Annotated in this window: 11 protein-coding genes; 5 read left to right on the top strand and 6 right to left on the bottom strand. The window is 72.6% G+C overall.

Annotated elements, in window-relative coordinates; translation table 11 throughout:
* Window positions 1–11 precede the first annotated feature (11 nt).
* A complete protein-coding gene (locus tag NRP21_RS00190; RefSeq protein WP_257714152.1) occupies window positions 12–239 on the bottom strand; it encodes a hypothetical protein in 228 nt (75 codons plus the stop codon).
* 227 nt (window positions 240–466) lie between these two features.
* Between NRP21_RS00190 and lepB the strand changes: the two genes are divergently transcribed.
* Genes lepB through recO form a run of 4 tightly spaced genes read left to right on the top strand, consistent with a single transcriptional unit; the run spans window position 467 to window position 3,671 of the window.
* Window positions 467–1,219, top strand: coding sequence for a signal peptidase I (gene lepB, locus NRP21_RS00185; protein ID WP_257714151.1), 753 nt, complete (start codon window positions 467–469; stop codon window positions 1,217–1,219).
* A 16-nt stretch (window positions 1,220–1,235) separates the two neighbouring features.
* A complete protein-coding gene (gene rnc / locus NRP21_RS00180) occupies window positions 1,236–1,919 on the top strand; it encodes a ribonuclease III (RefSeq protein ID WP_257714150.1) in 684 nt (227 codons plus the stop codon).
* A gap of 52 nt (window positions 1,920–1,971) precedes the next feature.
* A complete protein-coding gene (gene era, locus NRP21_RS00175) occupies window positions 1,972–2,874 on the top strand; it encodes a GTPase Era (protein ID WP_257714669.1) in 903 nt (300 codons plus the stop codon).
* A gap of 32 nt (window positions 2,875–2,906) precedes the next feature.
* The gene (recO, locus tag NRP21_RS00170; RefSeq protein WP_257714149.1) at window positions 2,907–3,671 is read left to right on the top strand and encodes a DNA repair protein RecO; all 765 of its coding nucleotides are present in this window, start codon (window positions 2,907–2,909) and stop codon (window positions 3,669–3,671) included.
* 12 nt (window positions 3,672–3,683) lie between these two features.
* On the opposite strand, the gene NRP21_RS00165 is transcribed toward recO, so the two are convergent.
* On the bottom strand, window positions 3,684–5,276 hold the full coding sequence (locus tag NRP21_RS00165; RefSeq protein WP_257714148.1) for a hypothetical protein: 1,593 nt from the start codon (window positions 5,274–5,276) through the stop codon (window positions 3,684–3,686).
* 144 nt (window positions 5,277–5,420) lie between these two features.
* On the opposite strand from NRP21_RS00165, the gene parC reads away from it, so the two are divergent.
* The gene (parC, locus tag NRP21_RS00160; RefSeq protein ID WP_257714147.1) at window positions 5,421–7,655 is read left to right on the top strand and encodes a DNA topoisomerase IV subunit A; all 2,235 of its coding nucleotides are present in this window, start codon (window positions 5,421–5,423) and stop codon (window positions 7,653–7,655) included.
* A gap of 31 nt (window positions 7,656–7,686) precedes the next feature.
* Here the strand turns inward: parC and NRP21_RS00155 are convergent, their stop codons facing one another.
* The 4 genes from NRP21_RS00155 to NRP21_RS00140 all read right to left on the bottom strand — a co-directional run bounded on the left by NRP21_RS00155 (window position 7,687) and on the right by NRP21_RS00140 (window position 13,940).
* Window positions 7,687–8,646 carry a Bug family tripartite tricarboxylate transporter substrate binding protein gene (locus NRP21_RS00155; RefSeq protein WP_257714146.1) on the bottom strand — a complete coding sequence of 320 codons (960 nt, stop codon included), beginning with the start codon at window positions 8,644–8,646 and terminating at the stop codon, window positions 7,687–7,689.
* A 99-nt stretch (window positions 8,647–8,745) separates the two neighbouring features.
* Window positions 8,746–9,510 carry an arginyltransferase gene (locus NRP21_RS00150; protein WP_257714668.1) on the bottom strand — a complete coding sequence of 255 codons (765 nt, stop codon included), beginning with the start codon at window positions 9,508–9,510 and terminating at the stop codon, window positions 8,746–8,748.
* Window positions 9,511–9,614: 104 nt separating this feature from the next.
* Window positions 9,615–11,966: a penicillin acylase family protein gene (locus NRP21_RS00145; protein WP_257714145.1), complete on the bottom strand. Its 2,352-nt coding sequence runs from the start codon at window positions 11,964–11,966 to the stop codon at window positions 9,615–9,617.
* 66 nt (window positions 11,967–12,032) lie between these two features.
* On the bottom strand, window positions 12,033–13,940 hold the full coding sequence (locus NRP21_RS00140) for a PAS domain-containing hybrid sensor histidine kinase/response regulator (RefSeq protein WP_257714144.1): 1,908 nt from the start codon (window positions 13,938–13,940) through the stop codon (window positions 12,033–12,035).
* Window positions 13,941–14,074 lie beyond the last annotated feature (134 nt).

Genomic DNA, 14,074 nt, shown 5'->3' with positions numbered 1-14,074 from the left:
ACCTGCCTGTCCTAGTTTTCCTTGGCGACCCCGCGCTTGGCCAGCATGGCGGCCACGAAGGCCAAATCGCCGGCGCCGGTTGCTGCCGGCTGCGCCCGCGCGGCGCGTTCCACCGCCTCCTGCGGCGTCTCTTTCCGGAAGGGCCGGGTCAGGCTCGGCGGCAGGTCGGCCGGTGCCGGCACGGCGGCGGGCGCTTGGCGGCGCGAGGGATTGCTACGCATCGGGTCGCGGAAGGTCATTGGGATACGCTCCATCCGATCTACCTTAATCCTATCGGCGTTATAGGGATTAGTCCAACTCACTTTTCCGTGCCACCCGGGCGACGAGCGCCACCATTCCGGAGGGCCTGGAAAGAGGCCGCTTCCTTGACAGGAGCCCGCATCTGTCGCACCCACCCGCGACGCGGTGGCACGACCCGAACCCTGGGACGCACGGCCAACCGGGTAGGCCCGCGAGCAAGCGCACGATGAGCAAGAAGTCCTCCGGCGGCTGGCTGGAGAGCCTGAAGACGATCCTCTACGCGGGCCTGATCGCCATCGGCATCCGCACCATCGCCTTCGAGCCGTTCAACATCCCCTCCGGCAGCATGATCCCCACCCTGCTGGTGGGCGATTACCTCTTCGTCTCCAAGTACTCCTACGGTTATTCCCGCGCCTCGCTGCCCTTCAGCCCGAACCTGTTCAGCGGCCGCATCCTCGGCAGCCTGCCGGCGCGCGGGGACGTGGCCGTGTTCAAGCTGCCGCGGGACGGCGTGACGGACTACATCAAGCGCATCGTCGGCCTGCCCGGCGACCGCATCCAGGTCCGCGGCGGCGTGCTGCGGATCAACGGCCAGCCCGTCACGCGCAACCGCGTCGGCCCCTACACGGTGGAGGGCGACGGCCCGCGCCTGACGGTGAACCTGTACCGCGAAACGCTGCCGCCGAGCGCGGACGCGCCCGGGCGCACGCACGACATCCTCGAGCAGACCGACGACGGTCCCTACGACAACACCCAGGAATTCGTGGTCCCGCCCAACCATGTCTTCGCCATGGGCGACAACCGCGACAACTCGCTGGACAGCCGCGCCACCAACTATGTGGGCTTCGTGCCGGTGGAGAACCTTGTCGGCCGCGCGGAGTTCATCTTCTTCTCCTGGGACGGCTCGGCGAACTGGTGGGAGGTCTGGGCCTGGCCCTTCGCCGTCCGCTGGTCCCGCATCTTCTCGGGCGTCCGCTGATGAAGGTCCTGTCCCCGTGAAAGCCCCCGTCGCCGCCCTCGCCGGCCGGCTGGGCCACGAGTTCCGCGACGCCGCGCTGCTGGAACAGGCCCTCACGCATCGGTCCGCCGCCGACCCCAAGCGCCGCCAGCTCGATTCGAACGAGCGGCTGGAGTTCCTGGGCGACCGCGTCCTGGCCCTCTGCATGGCGGAATGGCTGAGCGAGCGCTTCCCGCAGGAGCGGGAAGGGGAGCTGGGCAAGCGCCTCGCCGTGCTGGTGGCTGCCGATACGCTGGCGAAGGTCGGCGACGCCATCGGCCTGCCCGCCGCGCTCCGCATCCCGCCAGCCGAGGGCCGCACGGGGCTGCGCCAGCGCGCCAACGTGGTGGCCGACGCGACGGAGGCGCTGATCGGCGCCCTCTATCTCGATGCCGGGCTGCAAGCGGCGCGGGACTTCATCCGCCGCGAATGGGGCGAGGCCATGGAGGCCGACGCCACCCCGCCCATGTCGGCGAAGAGCCGGCTGCAGGAATTCTCGCTCGGCCGGGGCCAGGGCCTGCCGGAATACGCGCTAATCGGCACGGAGGGACCCTCCCACGCGCCGCTCTTCACCGTTTCCGTCACGGCCTGCGGCAAGGTCGCGGAGGCCACCGGCGACAGCAAGCGCGCCGCCGAGCAATCGGCCGCCGAGGCGCTGCTGACGGAGTTGGGCCGTGGCTGACGAACCTGCCGAGACGCCGCCCGAGGACGCCCCGCACGAGGATGGCCCCGCCCTGCCGGACGGACCGCCCCGCGCGGGCATCGCCGCCGTGCTCGGCGCGCCGAATGCCGGCAAGTCCACGCTGGTGAACCGGCTGACGGGGGCGAAGGTCTCGATCGTCTCCAACAAGCCGCAGACCACGCGCTTCCGCATCCGTGCCATCATCACCGAGGGCCGGTCCCAGGTGGTGCTGACGGACACGCCGGGGATCTTCGCGCCCAAGCGGCGCCTGGACCGCGCCATGGTCGCCGCCGCCTGGGGCGGGGCGCAGGACGCGGACATGGCGATGCTGGTGGTGGATGCGCGGGCGGGCGTGACAGACCCGCTGCGGGCCATCGTGAAGAAGCTGGCCAAGGGGGCGCCGCCGCTCTGGCTGGTGCTGAACAAGACCGACCTGTTCGACACCAAGCGCCTGCTGCCGCTGACAGCCGAGCTGAACGAGATGCTGTCCTTCCAGGAGACCTTCATGGTCTCCGCCGAAACGGGCGATGGGGTGGACCGGCTGCGCACCCAGCTCTGCGAGGCCATGCCACAGGGGCCGTGGCTCTTCCCTGAGGATGAGCTTTCGGACGTGCCGGACCGGATGCTGGCCGCCGAGATCGTGCGCGAGCAGATCCTGCGGCAGACGCATGAGGAGGTACCCCATCACGCGACGGTGGAGACCGAATCCTGGCAGGAGCGGAAGGACGGCTCCGTCCGGATCGATTGCACGATCTACGTCGGCCGCGCCTCCCAGAAGGCCATCCTGATCGGCGACAAGGGCAGCCGCATCCGCGAGATCGGCCAGAGGGCGCGCACCGAGCTGACGAAGCTGCTGGAGCGGCCGGTGCACCTGTTCCTCAACGTGAAGGACCGGCCGGGCTGGGACGAGGAGCGGGGCCGGCTGCGCGCCCTCGGCCTCGAGGACCTGGAGTAGCGGCGAAGCCGGGAACGCCCCATCTTCCCGGCATGGAATGGACCGCCCCCGCGATCGTGCTGGATTCGCGCCCCCTCGGCGAGGGAGGCGCGGTGGTCACCCTGCTGACCGAGGAGCACGGGCGCCACGCCGGGCTGGTGAAGGGCGGCGCTTCCCGCGGGCAGGTGGCGACCTGGCTGCCCGGCAACCTGGTGGAGGCGCGCTGGGTCGCGCGGCTGTCCGACCAGCTCGGCCACCTCTCCGGTGAACTCGTGCACCCCACCGCGGCCCTCGCGATGGAGGACCCGCTCGCCCTTGCCCTGCTGTCCTCCGCCTGCGCCGTGGCGATGGAGGCGCTGCCGGAGCGGGAGGCGCACCCCGCGGCCTTCCGCGCCCTGCTGCCGATCATCGCCCACCTGCAGACCGGCGCGGTGGAGGTCATCCCGGATTATGCGCAGTGGGAAATGCTGCTGCTGGCGGAGTTGGGCTACGGCCTGGACCTCTCCCGCTGCGCGATGACGGGGGACACGCAAGGCCTCACCCACGTCTCTCCGAAATCCGGCCGCGCCGTGCGCTCGGACATCGCCGCGCCCTATGGCGACCGGATGCTGGTCCTGCCGCCCTTCCTGAGGAAGGCCACCCTGCCCAGCGGGCCCAAGGACTGGTCCGACGCGCTGCGCCTGACCGGCCATTTCCTGGCCCGCGACGCCTTCGGCGTGCACCACCGCCCCGTGCCGGCCGCCCGGCAGGCGCTGGCCGACCGGGTGGACGCCCTGGCCCAGGCCGCGGCACCGGCGGAAGCGCCGCCCGCAGCCTGACCGGCCCGCGCCTCAGGGCGCCGGGCGCACCAGGACGAGGCTGAACGAGCCGGCCTTCTCATCCACCATCTTCACCCGCAGGAAGGCGGGGCGCGGCGTGGGCGGCACGTCCACGCGGGATGCCAGGCCGTCCGCGTCGTCGTTCTCCGCCAGCACCGCGCCGTTCTCGTCCACCAGGGCCAGTTCCGTGTCCACTTCGGCCTCCAGGTCGAAGGTCAGGGCCTGGGCCGGGCGGCCGTCATGCGGCAGGGCGATGAAGGCCTCCCCACCGGCCTCCAGACGCACCCGCACGGCCTCGCCCAGCACCAGGGTCGGGCGGCGCGCCGCGTCGGCCAGGCTCGTGGAAGCACCGCCCGGGGTGGCCTCCGCCGCGCCCTGCGCCACCAGCTCGAACCTGCCGCGCGCGCCGTTCAGCAGCGTGGCGCGCACGAAGGCGGCCGGGCGGGAAGCGGCCGAGGTGGCAATGCGGGAGGCAACGCCGCCGCCTCCGTCATCGTCCTCCGCCACCTGCTCGCCGGCTGCGTCCAGCAGGGCCAGCACCGTGTCGGCGTTCTCGCTGAGGTCGCGGGTGAGGAGGGTGAGGCTCTGGCCCTCGGGCAGGGCGAAGATCGCCTGCCCCTCGCGCGCCAGCTCAATCCGCACGGCCTGCCCGGGCGAGAGCGGACCGCGGGCGCGCGCCGCCTCCAGGGTGGCGGGGTAGTCGGGCGGGGGCAGGGGGGCCTCCCGCTCCAGCATCACCTCGAAGCTTCCCGTGCCTTCGTTCACGAGGCTCGCCCGCAGGAGCAGCGGCCCCTCCGCCGCGCGGGAGACCGTGAGGACGGAGGCCAGGCCGCGCTCGGAATCGTCGTTCTCCGCCAGGACCCGACCTGTGGAGTCGAGCAGTGCCAGGGCGGTGTCCGTGTTCTGGGACAGATCGCGCGTGACGGCGATCAGGTCCGTGCGGTCGTCCGGCAGGCGGAAGAAGGCCTGCTGGTTGCGCCGCAGCCGCACCCGCACGGCCTGCCCGGCCGCCAGGGGCGGGCGGTTGGCCGCGTCCTCGCGCGTGGTGGCGAAGTCCGGCGGGGGCAGCACCGCCTCGCGCGTCAGCACCACCTCGAAGCGTCCGCCGGAATCGTCCAGCACGCCGGCGCGGATCAGCCGCGCGCCGTCGCCGGGCTGGATCTCCAGGCGGGAGGCAAGGCTCTCCTGCCCGCCATCATCGTCCTCGGCCACCACCTCGCCGCCCTCGTTCAGCGCGGCCAGCACCGTGTCCGTGCTGCGGGCGAGGCGGCGCGTGGTCACGGCCCAGGCCTGGCCCGCCTCCGGCGCCACGCGGAAGAAAGCCTGCTGCCCGCGGCGGAGGTTCACCTGCACGGGGCGGTCCGGCTGCAGCGGCGGGGTGCGGGCGGCGTCGGCGGCGTTAAGCGCATAGGCCGGCGCCGGCGCCGGCGCGGCGGCTTGGCCAGGGCGCGAAGGGGAGGGGGTGGCGGGCCCCTTGGCCGGGCCTTCCGGTGCTGGCCGGGCGGGCGACTGCGCGCCGGCCCCGCCCGCCGCCAGCATCGCCGCGACACCCATCATGGCCCCTGCCACCGTGCCGATCGTCCTGCTCGATCCGCGCTGCGCCATGCGGAATCCTCCTCGTCGCTTCGCCCCCTGCTAACCTCTGCCCGCCCGGTGGTCCATCAACATGGCCGTGCCCTGGCGCCGCGGCGCCCGGCCTGCTAGAACGGAACCACCTGAACGAATTGAGAACAGAGGGCCTGGGCCGCCATGCCAGACGACCTCAAGGCGCTCCCCGAGGGGGGGCGCATCCACGAGACCCCGCTCGCCGGGGCCCTGTCCGAGCGCTACCTCGCCTACGCCATGTCCACCATCATGGCGCGTTCCCTGCCGGATGTGCGGGACGGGCTGAAGCCCGTGCACCGGCGCCTGCTCTGGGCCATGCAGCAGCTGCGGCTGGATCCGGCGGGCGGGTTCAAGAAGTGCGCGCGCGTCGTGGGCGACGTGATCGGCAAGTATCACCCGCACGGCGACGCCAGCGTGTACGAGGCGCTGGTGCGGCTCGCGCAGGACTTCGCCGCGCGCTACCCGCTGGTGGAGGGCCAGGGCAACTTCGGCAACATCGACGGCGATAACGCCGCGGCCATGCGCTACACCGAGGCCAAGCTGACCGAGGTGGCGAAGGCCCTGCTGGAGGGGATCGACGAGGACGCCGTCGATTTCCGCCCGACCTATGACGGGGAGGAGCAGGAGCCGGTGGTTCTGCCGGCCGCCTTCCCGAACCTGCTGGCGAACGGCGCGAACGGTATCGCGGTGGGCATGGCGACCAGCATCCCGCCGCACAATGCCGGCGAGTGCTGCGCCGCCGCACTGGAGCTGATCCGCAACCCGGAGGTCACCACCGCCGGCCTCCTCGCCCACATGCCCGGCCCGGACTTCCCCACGGGCGGCATCATGGTGGAGCCGGCGGACAGCGTGCTGAACGCCTACGAAACCGGCCGCGGCGGCTTCCGCCTGCGCGCGCGCTGGGAGAAGGAGGCGCTGAAGAACGGCACCTGGCACGTCGTCGTCACGGAAATCCCGTACCAGGTCCAGAAGTCCCGCCTGATCGAGCAGATCGCGGAGCTGCTGGAGGCGAAGAAGCTTCCGCTGCTGGCGGATGTGCGGGACGAGAGCACGGACAAGGTGCGGCTGGTGCTGGAGCCTAAGTCCCGCACCGTGGACCCGGCCGTGCTGATGGAGAGCCTGTTCCGCGCGACGCCGCTGGAGAGCCGCATCTCCCTGAACATGAACGTGCTGGATGCGGACCGCACGCCGCGCGTCATGGGGCTGAAGGAGGTGCTGCGGTCCTGGCTGGACCACCGGCAGGTGGTGCTGGTCCGCCGCTCGAAGCACCGCCTCGCCGCGATCGAGCGCCGGCTGGAGATCCTGGACGGCTACCTCATCGTCTACCTGAACCTGGACGAGGTGATCCGGATCGTCCGCGAGGAGGACCACCCGAAGGAGGTCCTGATGCGGACCTTCGGCCTAACGGACAACCAGGCCGAGGCCATCCTCAACATGCGCCTGCGCGCCCTGCGCAAGCTGGAAGAGATGGAGATCCGCAAGGAGCACACGCGCCTGACGAAGGAGCTGAAGGGGCTGCAAAAGCTGCTCTCCAGCGAGAAGGCGCAGTGGGACCGCATCGCGGACGAGATCGAGGCGGCGCGGCAGAAGTTCGGCTCCGGCGCGCTTGGGGACCGGCGGACGGTGCAGAAGGAGGCCGTGGCGGTCGTCTTCGACGAGAGCCACTTCGTGGAGAAGGAGCCGATCACCGTTATCCTCTCCGAGAAGGGATGGCTGCGCGCGCAGAAGGGGCATCTGGAAGACCCCTCCGGCCTGCGCTTCAAGGAGGGCGACAGCCTCGCCCTGCTCCTGCACGCCGAGACGACGGACCGGATCGGGCTCCTGGCCTCCAACGGCCGCGCCTACACGATCAAGGCCGATGCCATCCCGCGCGGCCGCGGCGACGGGCAGCCGGTGCGGCTGATGGTGGAGCTGGGGAACGAGGACGACGTCCTCTCCGCCTTTGTCTGGAGGGAGGGGATGAAGTTCCTGCTCGCCTCCGCCTCCGGCCGCGGCTTCGTGGCGAAGAGCGAGGACCTGCTGGCGGAGAAGCGCACGGGCAAGCAGGTGCTGGTGGTGGACGCGCCCGACACGCTGGCCGCCGCCGTGCCTGCGCAGGGCGACACGGTCGCGGTGGTCGGCGAGAACCGCAAGCTGCTGGTCTTCCCGCTGGAACAGGTGCCGGAGCTGGCGCGCGGGCGCGGCGTGGCCCTGCAGGGCTACCGCGACGGCGGCCTCTCCGACGTGAAGGTCTTCGACGCGCGGCGCGAGGGCCTCACCTGGCAGCTCGGCGACCGCACGCGCACGGAGACGGCGCTGGCCCCCTGGCGCGGCAACCGCGGCGGTGCGGGCAAGATGCCGCCCACCGGCTTCCCGAAGTCCAACCGCTTCGACGGCTGAGCCGCGCCGGGCACGACGCCCGGCGCCCCGCTCAGGTCACGCGGATGTTGCGGGACCGGATGAGGGGTCCCCACTTGGCGCTCTCCTCGGCCTTGTTCCGCTCGAACGCCGCCGCGTCGCCCGCCACCGGCAGGAAGCCCGCCTGGATCAGCCGCGCGCGTTCCTCGGCAGAGGCGACGTGGCGCAGGCAGGCGGCCCGCAGCCTCTCCAGCACCGGCGTGGGCACGCCGGCGGGCGCGACCAGCCCCCAGTAGGTGGCGGTCTCGAAGCCGGGGATGCCGGCCTCCCCGACGGTCGGCACGTCGGGGAAAAGCGGGTGCCGCTCCCGGCTCGTGACCGCCAGCGCCCGGATCTGGCCGCCCGGGAGTTGTCCAGCCAGGAAGGCGGCCTCCATGAAGTTCATCTGCACCTCACCGCTCACCACCGCCTGGGTGGCTGCGGAGGCCCCGCGATAGGGAACGTGCAGCATGGAGACGCCCGCCCGCTCCATCAGCAGCTCCGTCGCGAGATGGCTGGTGAAGCCCACGCCCGCGGTGGCGAAGCTCAGCCCGTCCGGCTTGCCCTTCGCCAGCGCGATCAGCTCCGCCAGCGTGCTGGCGGGAACGGAACGGTGCACCACCACGAAGCTCGGCGCCTGCGCGACGAGGATCACCGGAAGGTAGGCCCGGTCATTGTCGTAGGGCATGGGGAATAGGAACGGCGCGATCGCGTACTGGCTGTTGCTGGCGATCGCCAGGGTATGGCCATCGGGGCGGGAGCGGATGGCATAGTCCATCGCCACGGTGCCGCCGGCGCCCGGCCGGTAGTCCATGACCACGGGTTGCCCAAGCTCCGCCTGCAGCGCATTGCCGAGGGGGCGGAAGATAACGTCGGCGGGGCCGCCGGCCGTGAGCGGCACGACGAAGCTGACCGGCCGGCTCGGGAAGCTCTCCTGCGCGAGGGCGGACTTGGCGAGCAGCGGGCTCAGGAGAAGACTACGGCGATCCAGCACGATCCGGCGCTCCGATGGGTGCGGTCCGACAGCCCCGGCACAGGCCGGGCAGACACCGGTTCCACTCACGCAAGGATCAGGCCGAAACCGCGCGGGACGCTAGCCCACGCTCTCCGGCACGAAGGAGGCCACTGGCGGCGCCGCGTCGCGCAGCGGCACCCAGGCGCCGTTCACCAGGATCTCGCTGGGCCTGAAAGCGGCCTTGTAGGCCATCTTCGCGCTCTGCGGCACCCAATAGCCCAGGTACACGTAGGGCAGGCCGAGCTGCCGGGCGCGCTCCACCAGGTGCAGGATGGAAAGGGTGCCGAGGGAGCGGCTCGCGTAGTCCGGCTCGAAGAAGGAGTAGACGGCGGAGAGCCCGTCCTTCAGCCAGTCCGTCAGGCAGGCGCCGACCAGCCGGTCCGGGGCCTCCCGGAACTCGATCAGCATGGTGGTGATCGGCGTGTCCTCCACCATGGCGCGGTAGTCGTAGAAGCCCATGGCGGCCATGTCGCCGTCCCGGTGGCGGGCGCGCTGGTAGCGCTGGAACAGGGCGAACTGCTCCGCGGTGGCGCGGGCCGGAACCTCCTGCGCCGTCACGCCGGCATTGGCCTTCAGCAGACGGCGATGCGTCCGCCCCGGCTGGAAATCCGCCACCACGATCCGGATGGGAATGCAGGACTGGCAGCCCGGGCAGACCGGCGCGTAGGCGATGTTGTGGCTGCGGCGGAACCCAGCGCGGGAAAGGCGGTCGTGCAGGGCCTCGCCCTCCGGCCCGGAGAGCTCGGTGACGACCTTCCGCTCCGTCCGCCCGGCCAGGTAGGGGCAGGGCAGGGGCGCGGTGGTGTAGAAGAACTGCGGTCGGCGGCCGGCGCGGTGCAGCATGAGAACCCCAGTGTCCGCGGAAAGGCCGTCGCCGTCCATGGCTTCGTTGAACCTCAATCGCATGGCTGGGCCGCAGGGTTTCAATTTCGTGGCGGCTTGAAACGTCAGGGCTCCAGGCGAAGACGCTCCGCCGTCTCGGCCAGGGCGGGGATCGGCTCCAGCCGGCCCGCCGCCCAGCCGCCGTTCATGTCCCGCCAGTGGCGGGAGAAGGGGTTGCCCGACTGCCCGGTGGCGATCGCCGCCGCCACGCCGTCTCGGGAGGCGAGGTCCATCACGATCCGCAGCCCAGGCCCGTGGACATGGGAGAAGTCCCGCGCCAGCCCGCCCCGGTTCACCGTCTGCCCGTCGCCGGGCGTGGCCGCCTCGATCCGCAGCATGTCGCCCAGCAGGGGAACGAAGCGCAGCAACGGGTGCTCCAGCCGCACGCGGTGCGCCTCGCCCCAGCGCCAAGCGGCAGGATCCGGGCCGAAGCGGGGAACGAGGCCGGCCACCGCCGCCTCCAGCGCGCGCGTCGACAGGGCCGCGCAGCCGGCGCCGCCGCACCACTCCGCGCCCTGCGGCGTCGCCAGCAGGCGCAGGAACTCCGGCGTGGCGGAGAAGGCGTCCTCCGGCACCTGCGCCATGCCGAGAGCCAGCCGGCCGAACTCTCGCATCCAGGCGTTGAAGACCAGGGGCTGCGGCATGTCCGGCCCCATCGTGCCATCCCAGCCCAGCAGCAGGTCGCGCGCCGTGCCGGCCGCGCCCGCCGGGCGCGCCGGGGAGAGAAGGAGGGGCAGCATCTCCCGCGCAAGCAGGCTCACGGGATCAGCCTGGATGGCCGCAAGGTCGCCGGGCGACTGGCGTTCCCGCTGGCGCAGCAGCTCCCCGATCCGACGGAAGCGCCAGTCGCCGTACCAGTCCCGGCCGAGGAAGGGTTCCTGCCCGGGCGGCTGCACGCGGTTGTTGGCGTTCACCAGTACGCCGCTGGCCGGGCGCTCCGCGTGCGGCATGGAATCGAACGGCACCCAGCCCGTCCAGTCATGCGCCCCGTCCCAGCCCGGCACGGGCATGGAGCCGTCGCCGGAGGCGCGCACCGGGGTGCGGCCGGTGAGATACATCGCGATGCCGCCCGCCGCATCGGCCACCATCAGGTTCTGCGCGGGCGAGGCGATGAGCGCCGCCGCCGACCGCGCCTCCGCGACGGAGCGCGCGCGGTTCAGCGCCAGCAGCCCCGCGGCCTGGCTGTCGGCCGGGGCGAGCGAGGCCATGGAGACGGCCAGCACCTCGTTCCCCGGCGGCTGCTCGTCCAGGTCGGAGGTGACGGGGCCGTGCCGCGTCTCCCGCACCCGCAGCACCTCCTCGGCGCGGCCGCGCACGGCTATGCGCTCCTCCCGCGTGGTGAAGGGGCGGGGGCCTTCCGGCGTCTCGTAGGCGTCGGGCCCGGAAAGGCGCTCGACGAAGACGTCCTGGGTGTCGGAATGGGTGGTGGTGAATCCCCAGGCCAGCCGCTCGTTCCTGCCAATCACAACCATCGGCACGCCCGGTGCGGTGGCCCCGGCCAGGAAGCGCCCGCCCGGCAGTTCGATCCGCGCGAGGTACCACAGCACCGGCGCCTGCAGCGCCAGATGCGGGTCCGAGGCGAGCAGGGCGCCGCCGGTCGCGGAGCGATGTGGCGCCAGGGCCCAGGCGTTGGAGGCGGATTCCGGCAGCGGCGCGCCCCGGCCCCAGCTCGGCGTCGCCTCCAGCAGCCCCGCCAGGCGCTCGGGCGCTGGCAGAGCCGCCAGGTCGGGCCGGCCGGGGCTGTCGTCCGAGGGCCAGAGCTGCCAGAGCTTCTCCTGCGGCAGGATGCCCGCCAGCCGGGCCCGCTCCGTCTCAAGCCGCCAGTTGCCGGAGAGCCAGAGGCCCATCACCTTGCCCCAGAGAAGGCTATCCGAGGGCTTCCAGGGCTCCGGCGCGCCGAGGGCAATCAATTCCGGCGCGGCGAAGCGGCCGCGCGCGGCGATCCAGGCGTTCACCCCCGCCGCATAGGCTTCCAGCATCTCGCGCGCATCGGCGGGCAGGGCGGCGAGATCGGATTCCGCCTTCTGCCGCAGGCCGAGGGTGCGAACGAAGCGGTCCAGCCGCAGGGTGGATGGGCCGGCGATCTCGCTCAGCCGCCCGGCGCCGCCCCGGCGCGTCATCTCCATCTGGAAAAGCCGGTCGCGCGCGTGCAGCACGCCCATCGCCATGGCGGCGTCGCGCTCGCTGGAGGCGCGGATGCGCGGGATGCCGTTGGGGTCGAAGCCGATCTCCACCGGGGCGGAGAGGCCGGCGACGCGCAGCGCGTCATCCGCGCCGGGCAGGCTCCACCAGACCAGCCCCGCCACGCCCGCGATCAGCAGCAGCGGCAGTGCCACCAGCAGAAGCAGCGCGCGGCGCAGCCAGCGCCAGGCGAACCGGGCAGGGGAGGGGCGGGCGCGCCGGGGTGCAAGGGGCATGAGCACCAATCAACCAGCCCGCCGGTCGCCGGCCAAGGCCGGGGCGCGTGAAACCTTCGCGGGCTCTCAGCCGGGCTTCCGGACATCCGCCGCGGCCGCCAGGGCCTCCCGCAGCGCGCCCAAGGTATAGGGTTTGCGGAGGAGCGGCAGGCCCGCCGCCGCCACCCGCGCGGGGGCGCCGCCATAGCCGCTGGTCAGGAGCACGGGCAGCCCCGGCCGCAGCGCCTTCAGGCGGGCCGCGAGGTCCAGCCCGTCCATCCCGCCGGGCATCAGAACGTCCGTAAAGACGAGGTCCGGCTCCAGCCCGCGCTCCAGCATCTCCAGCGCCAGGGCCGGGCTGGCGGCGCGAATGGGGGCGTGGCCGAGGTGGCGCATCATGTCCAGCACCAGGCCGGCCACCGCCTCCTCGTCCTCCACCACCAGCACGCGGAGCGGCCGCTCCTCTGCCGCGGGCTCGGCCTGGGCAGGGGCAGAGGCCTCCTCGGCGGCGCGCGGGAGCAGGAGGGTCACGCAGGTGCCCTGGCCCTCCCGGCTGCGGACCCGCGCCCCGCCTCCGCTCTGCCGCGCGAAGCCGTAGGCGTGGGCCAGTCCCAGCCCGCTGCCGCTGCCGGGCTTGGTGGTGAAGAAGGGCTCGAAGGCGCGGGCCAGCACCTCCGGCGCCATGCCCGTGCCGGTGTCGGAGACCTCGAGGCGCAGGAAGTCGCCTTGCAGCCCATCGGGCTCCTCCGTTCCGTCCAGCGTCGTGTTCCCCGCCGAGATCCGCAGCGTTCCGCCGCGCGGCATCGCATCCCGCGCGTTGAGGGCGAGGTTGGTCAGCGCAAGTTCCAGCTCGGAAGGGTCGGCGTGGACGGGCCAGACATCCTCGGGCGTCGCGATCTCCACGGCGATGTCCGCCTGCAGCGAGCGGGAGAGCATGCCGCCGAGATCGGCAAGCCAGGGGCCGAGCGCGATCGGCTCCGGCCGCAGCGCCTGGCGCCGGGCGAAGGTGAGAAGGCGGCGGGTCAGGTCCGCGCCGCGCTGGGCGGCGCTGGCGATGCTGGATGTCAGCCTTTCCCGCCGCGCCGGATCCTCCGTGCGGGCTAGGAGGGAAATCCCGGCGCTGACCACGGCCAGGAGATTGTTGAAGTCGTGCGCGACGCCGCCCGTGAGGCGGCCCAGCGCCTCCAGCTTCAGCGTCTGGGTCACGCCGGCCTGCGCGGCCTCCCGGGCCGCAACCTCCTTCTCCACCTCCCGCCGCAGGTTCTCGTTGGCGTCGCGCAGCGCGATCTCCGCCCGCTTCCGGGCCGTGATGTCGATGCTCAGCCCCGTGAGGCGCCAGGGGCGGCCCGCCGCGTCGCGCTGCAGCCGCCCACGCCCCGCGAGCCACAGGATGCCCTTTCCGGGGTGCCGCGCGCGGTACTCCACCTCGAACTCCGGCGTGCCCGGTTCGTCGAGCAGGCGGAGCGCGGCCCGCTCCGCAGAGGCGCGGTCTTCCGGCAGGATGCTCTGCAGCCAGTCTTCCTTCGTGCCGCAGGCATCGGGATCCAGCCCGAGAAGGTCGCGGTACTCGGCCGAGCAGGTCATGGTCCCGGACTGCACGTCCCACTCCCAGGCCCCGGCCCCGGCGTAGCGGTGGGCCAGGCGCACGCGGTCCTCGCTCTCGCGCAACGCGGAGTCCACCGCAGCCAGCTCCGCCCGGCGCTCCGCCGTCTCGCGCGCCAGCTGGGAATTCGCCTCCTCCAACTCGGTGGTGAGGGACCAGAGGTCCTCGAGCGCCTCGCCGAGGACGGCGTCCTCCTCGCCGGCCGCGCGCCGGGCGGAAACGAGGGCGCGGCCAGCCATCAGCTGGCGCTCCGCCGCCTCGAGCCGCGCGGCAAGCCGGGCCGATTCGACGCGCGCGGCCGCGAGGGCGGATCTCAGCGCCCGGGTCTCGGCATTGCCCCTGCCCGGATTGCCTCCGGGCACGCTGCCGGCGATGGGGACCCGCTGCTGCACCTCTCCTCCGCCTCTTCGCCTGGGTTAAGAACGATCCGGGACGCGGGCGGTTGGTGCGCGGTTCAGACAACCTGCGATTACGGTTCCGCTGTGTTCTTCTTCAACGAGGGCAGGAAAGTTCCGGGAGCCTTGCC

Source organism: Roseomonas populi (genome assembly GCF_024594815.1).
GTDB classification, from domain to species: Bacteria; Pseudomonadota; Alphaproteobacteria; order Acetobacterales; family Acetobacteraceae; genus Roseomonas; species Roseomonas populi.
The sequence above is the reverse complement of the archived record's forward strand: the minus strand, read 5'-3'. Positions and strand labels throughout refer to the sequence as shown.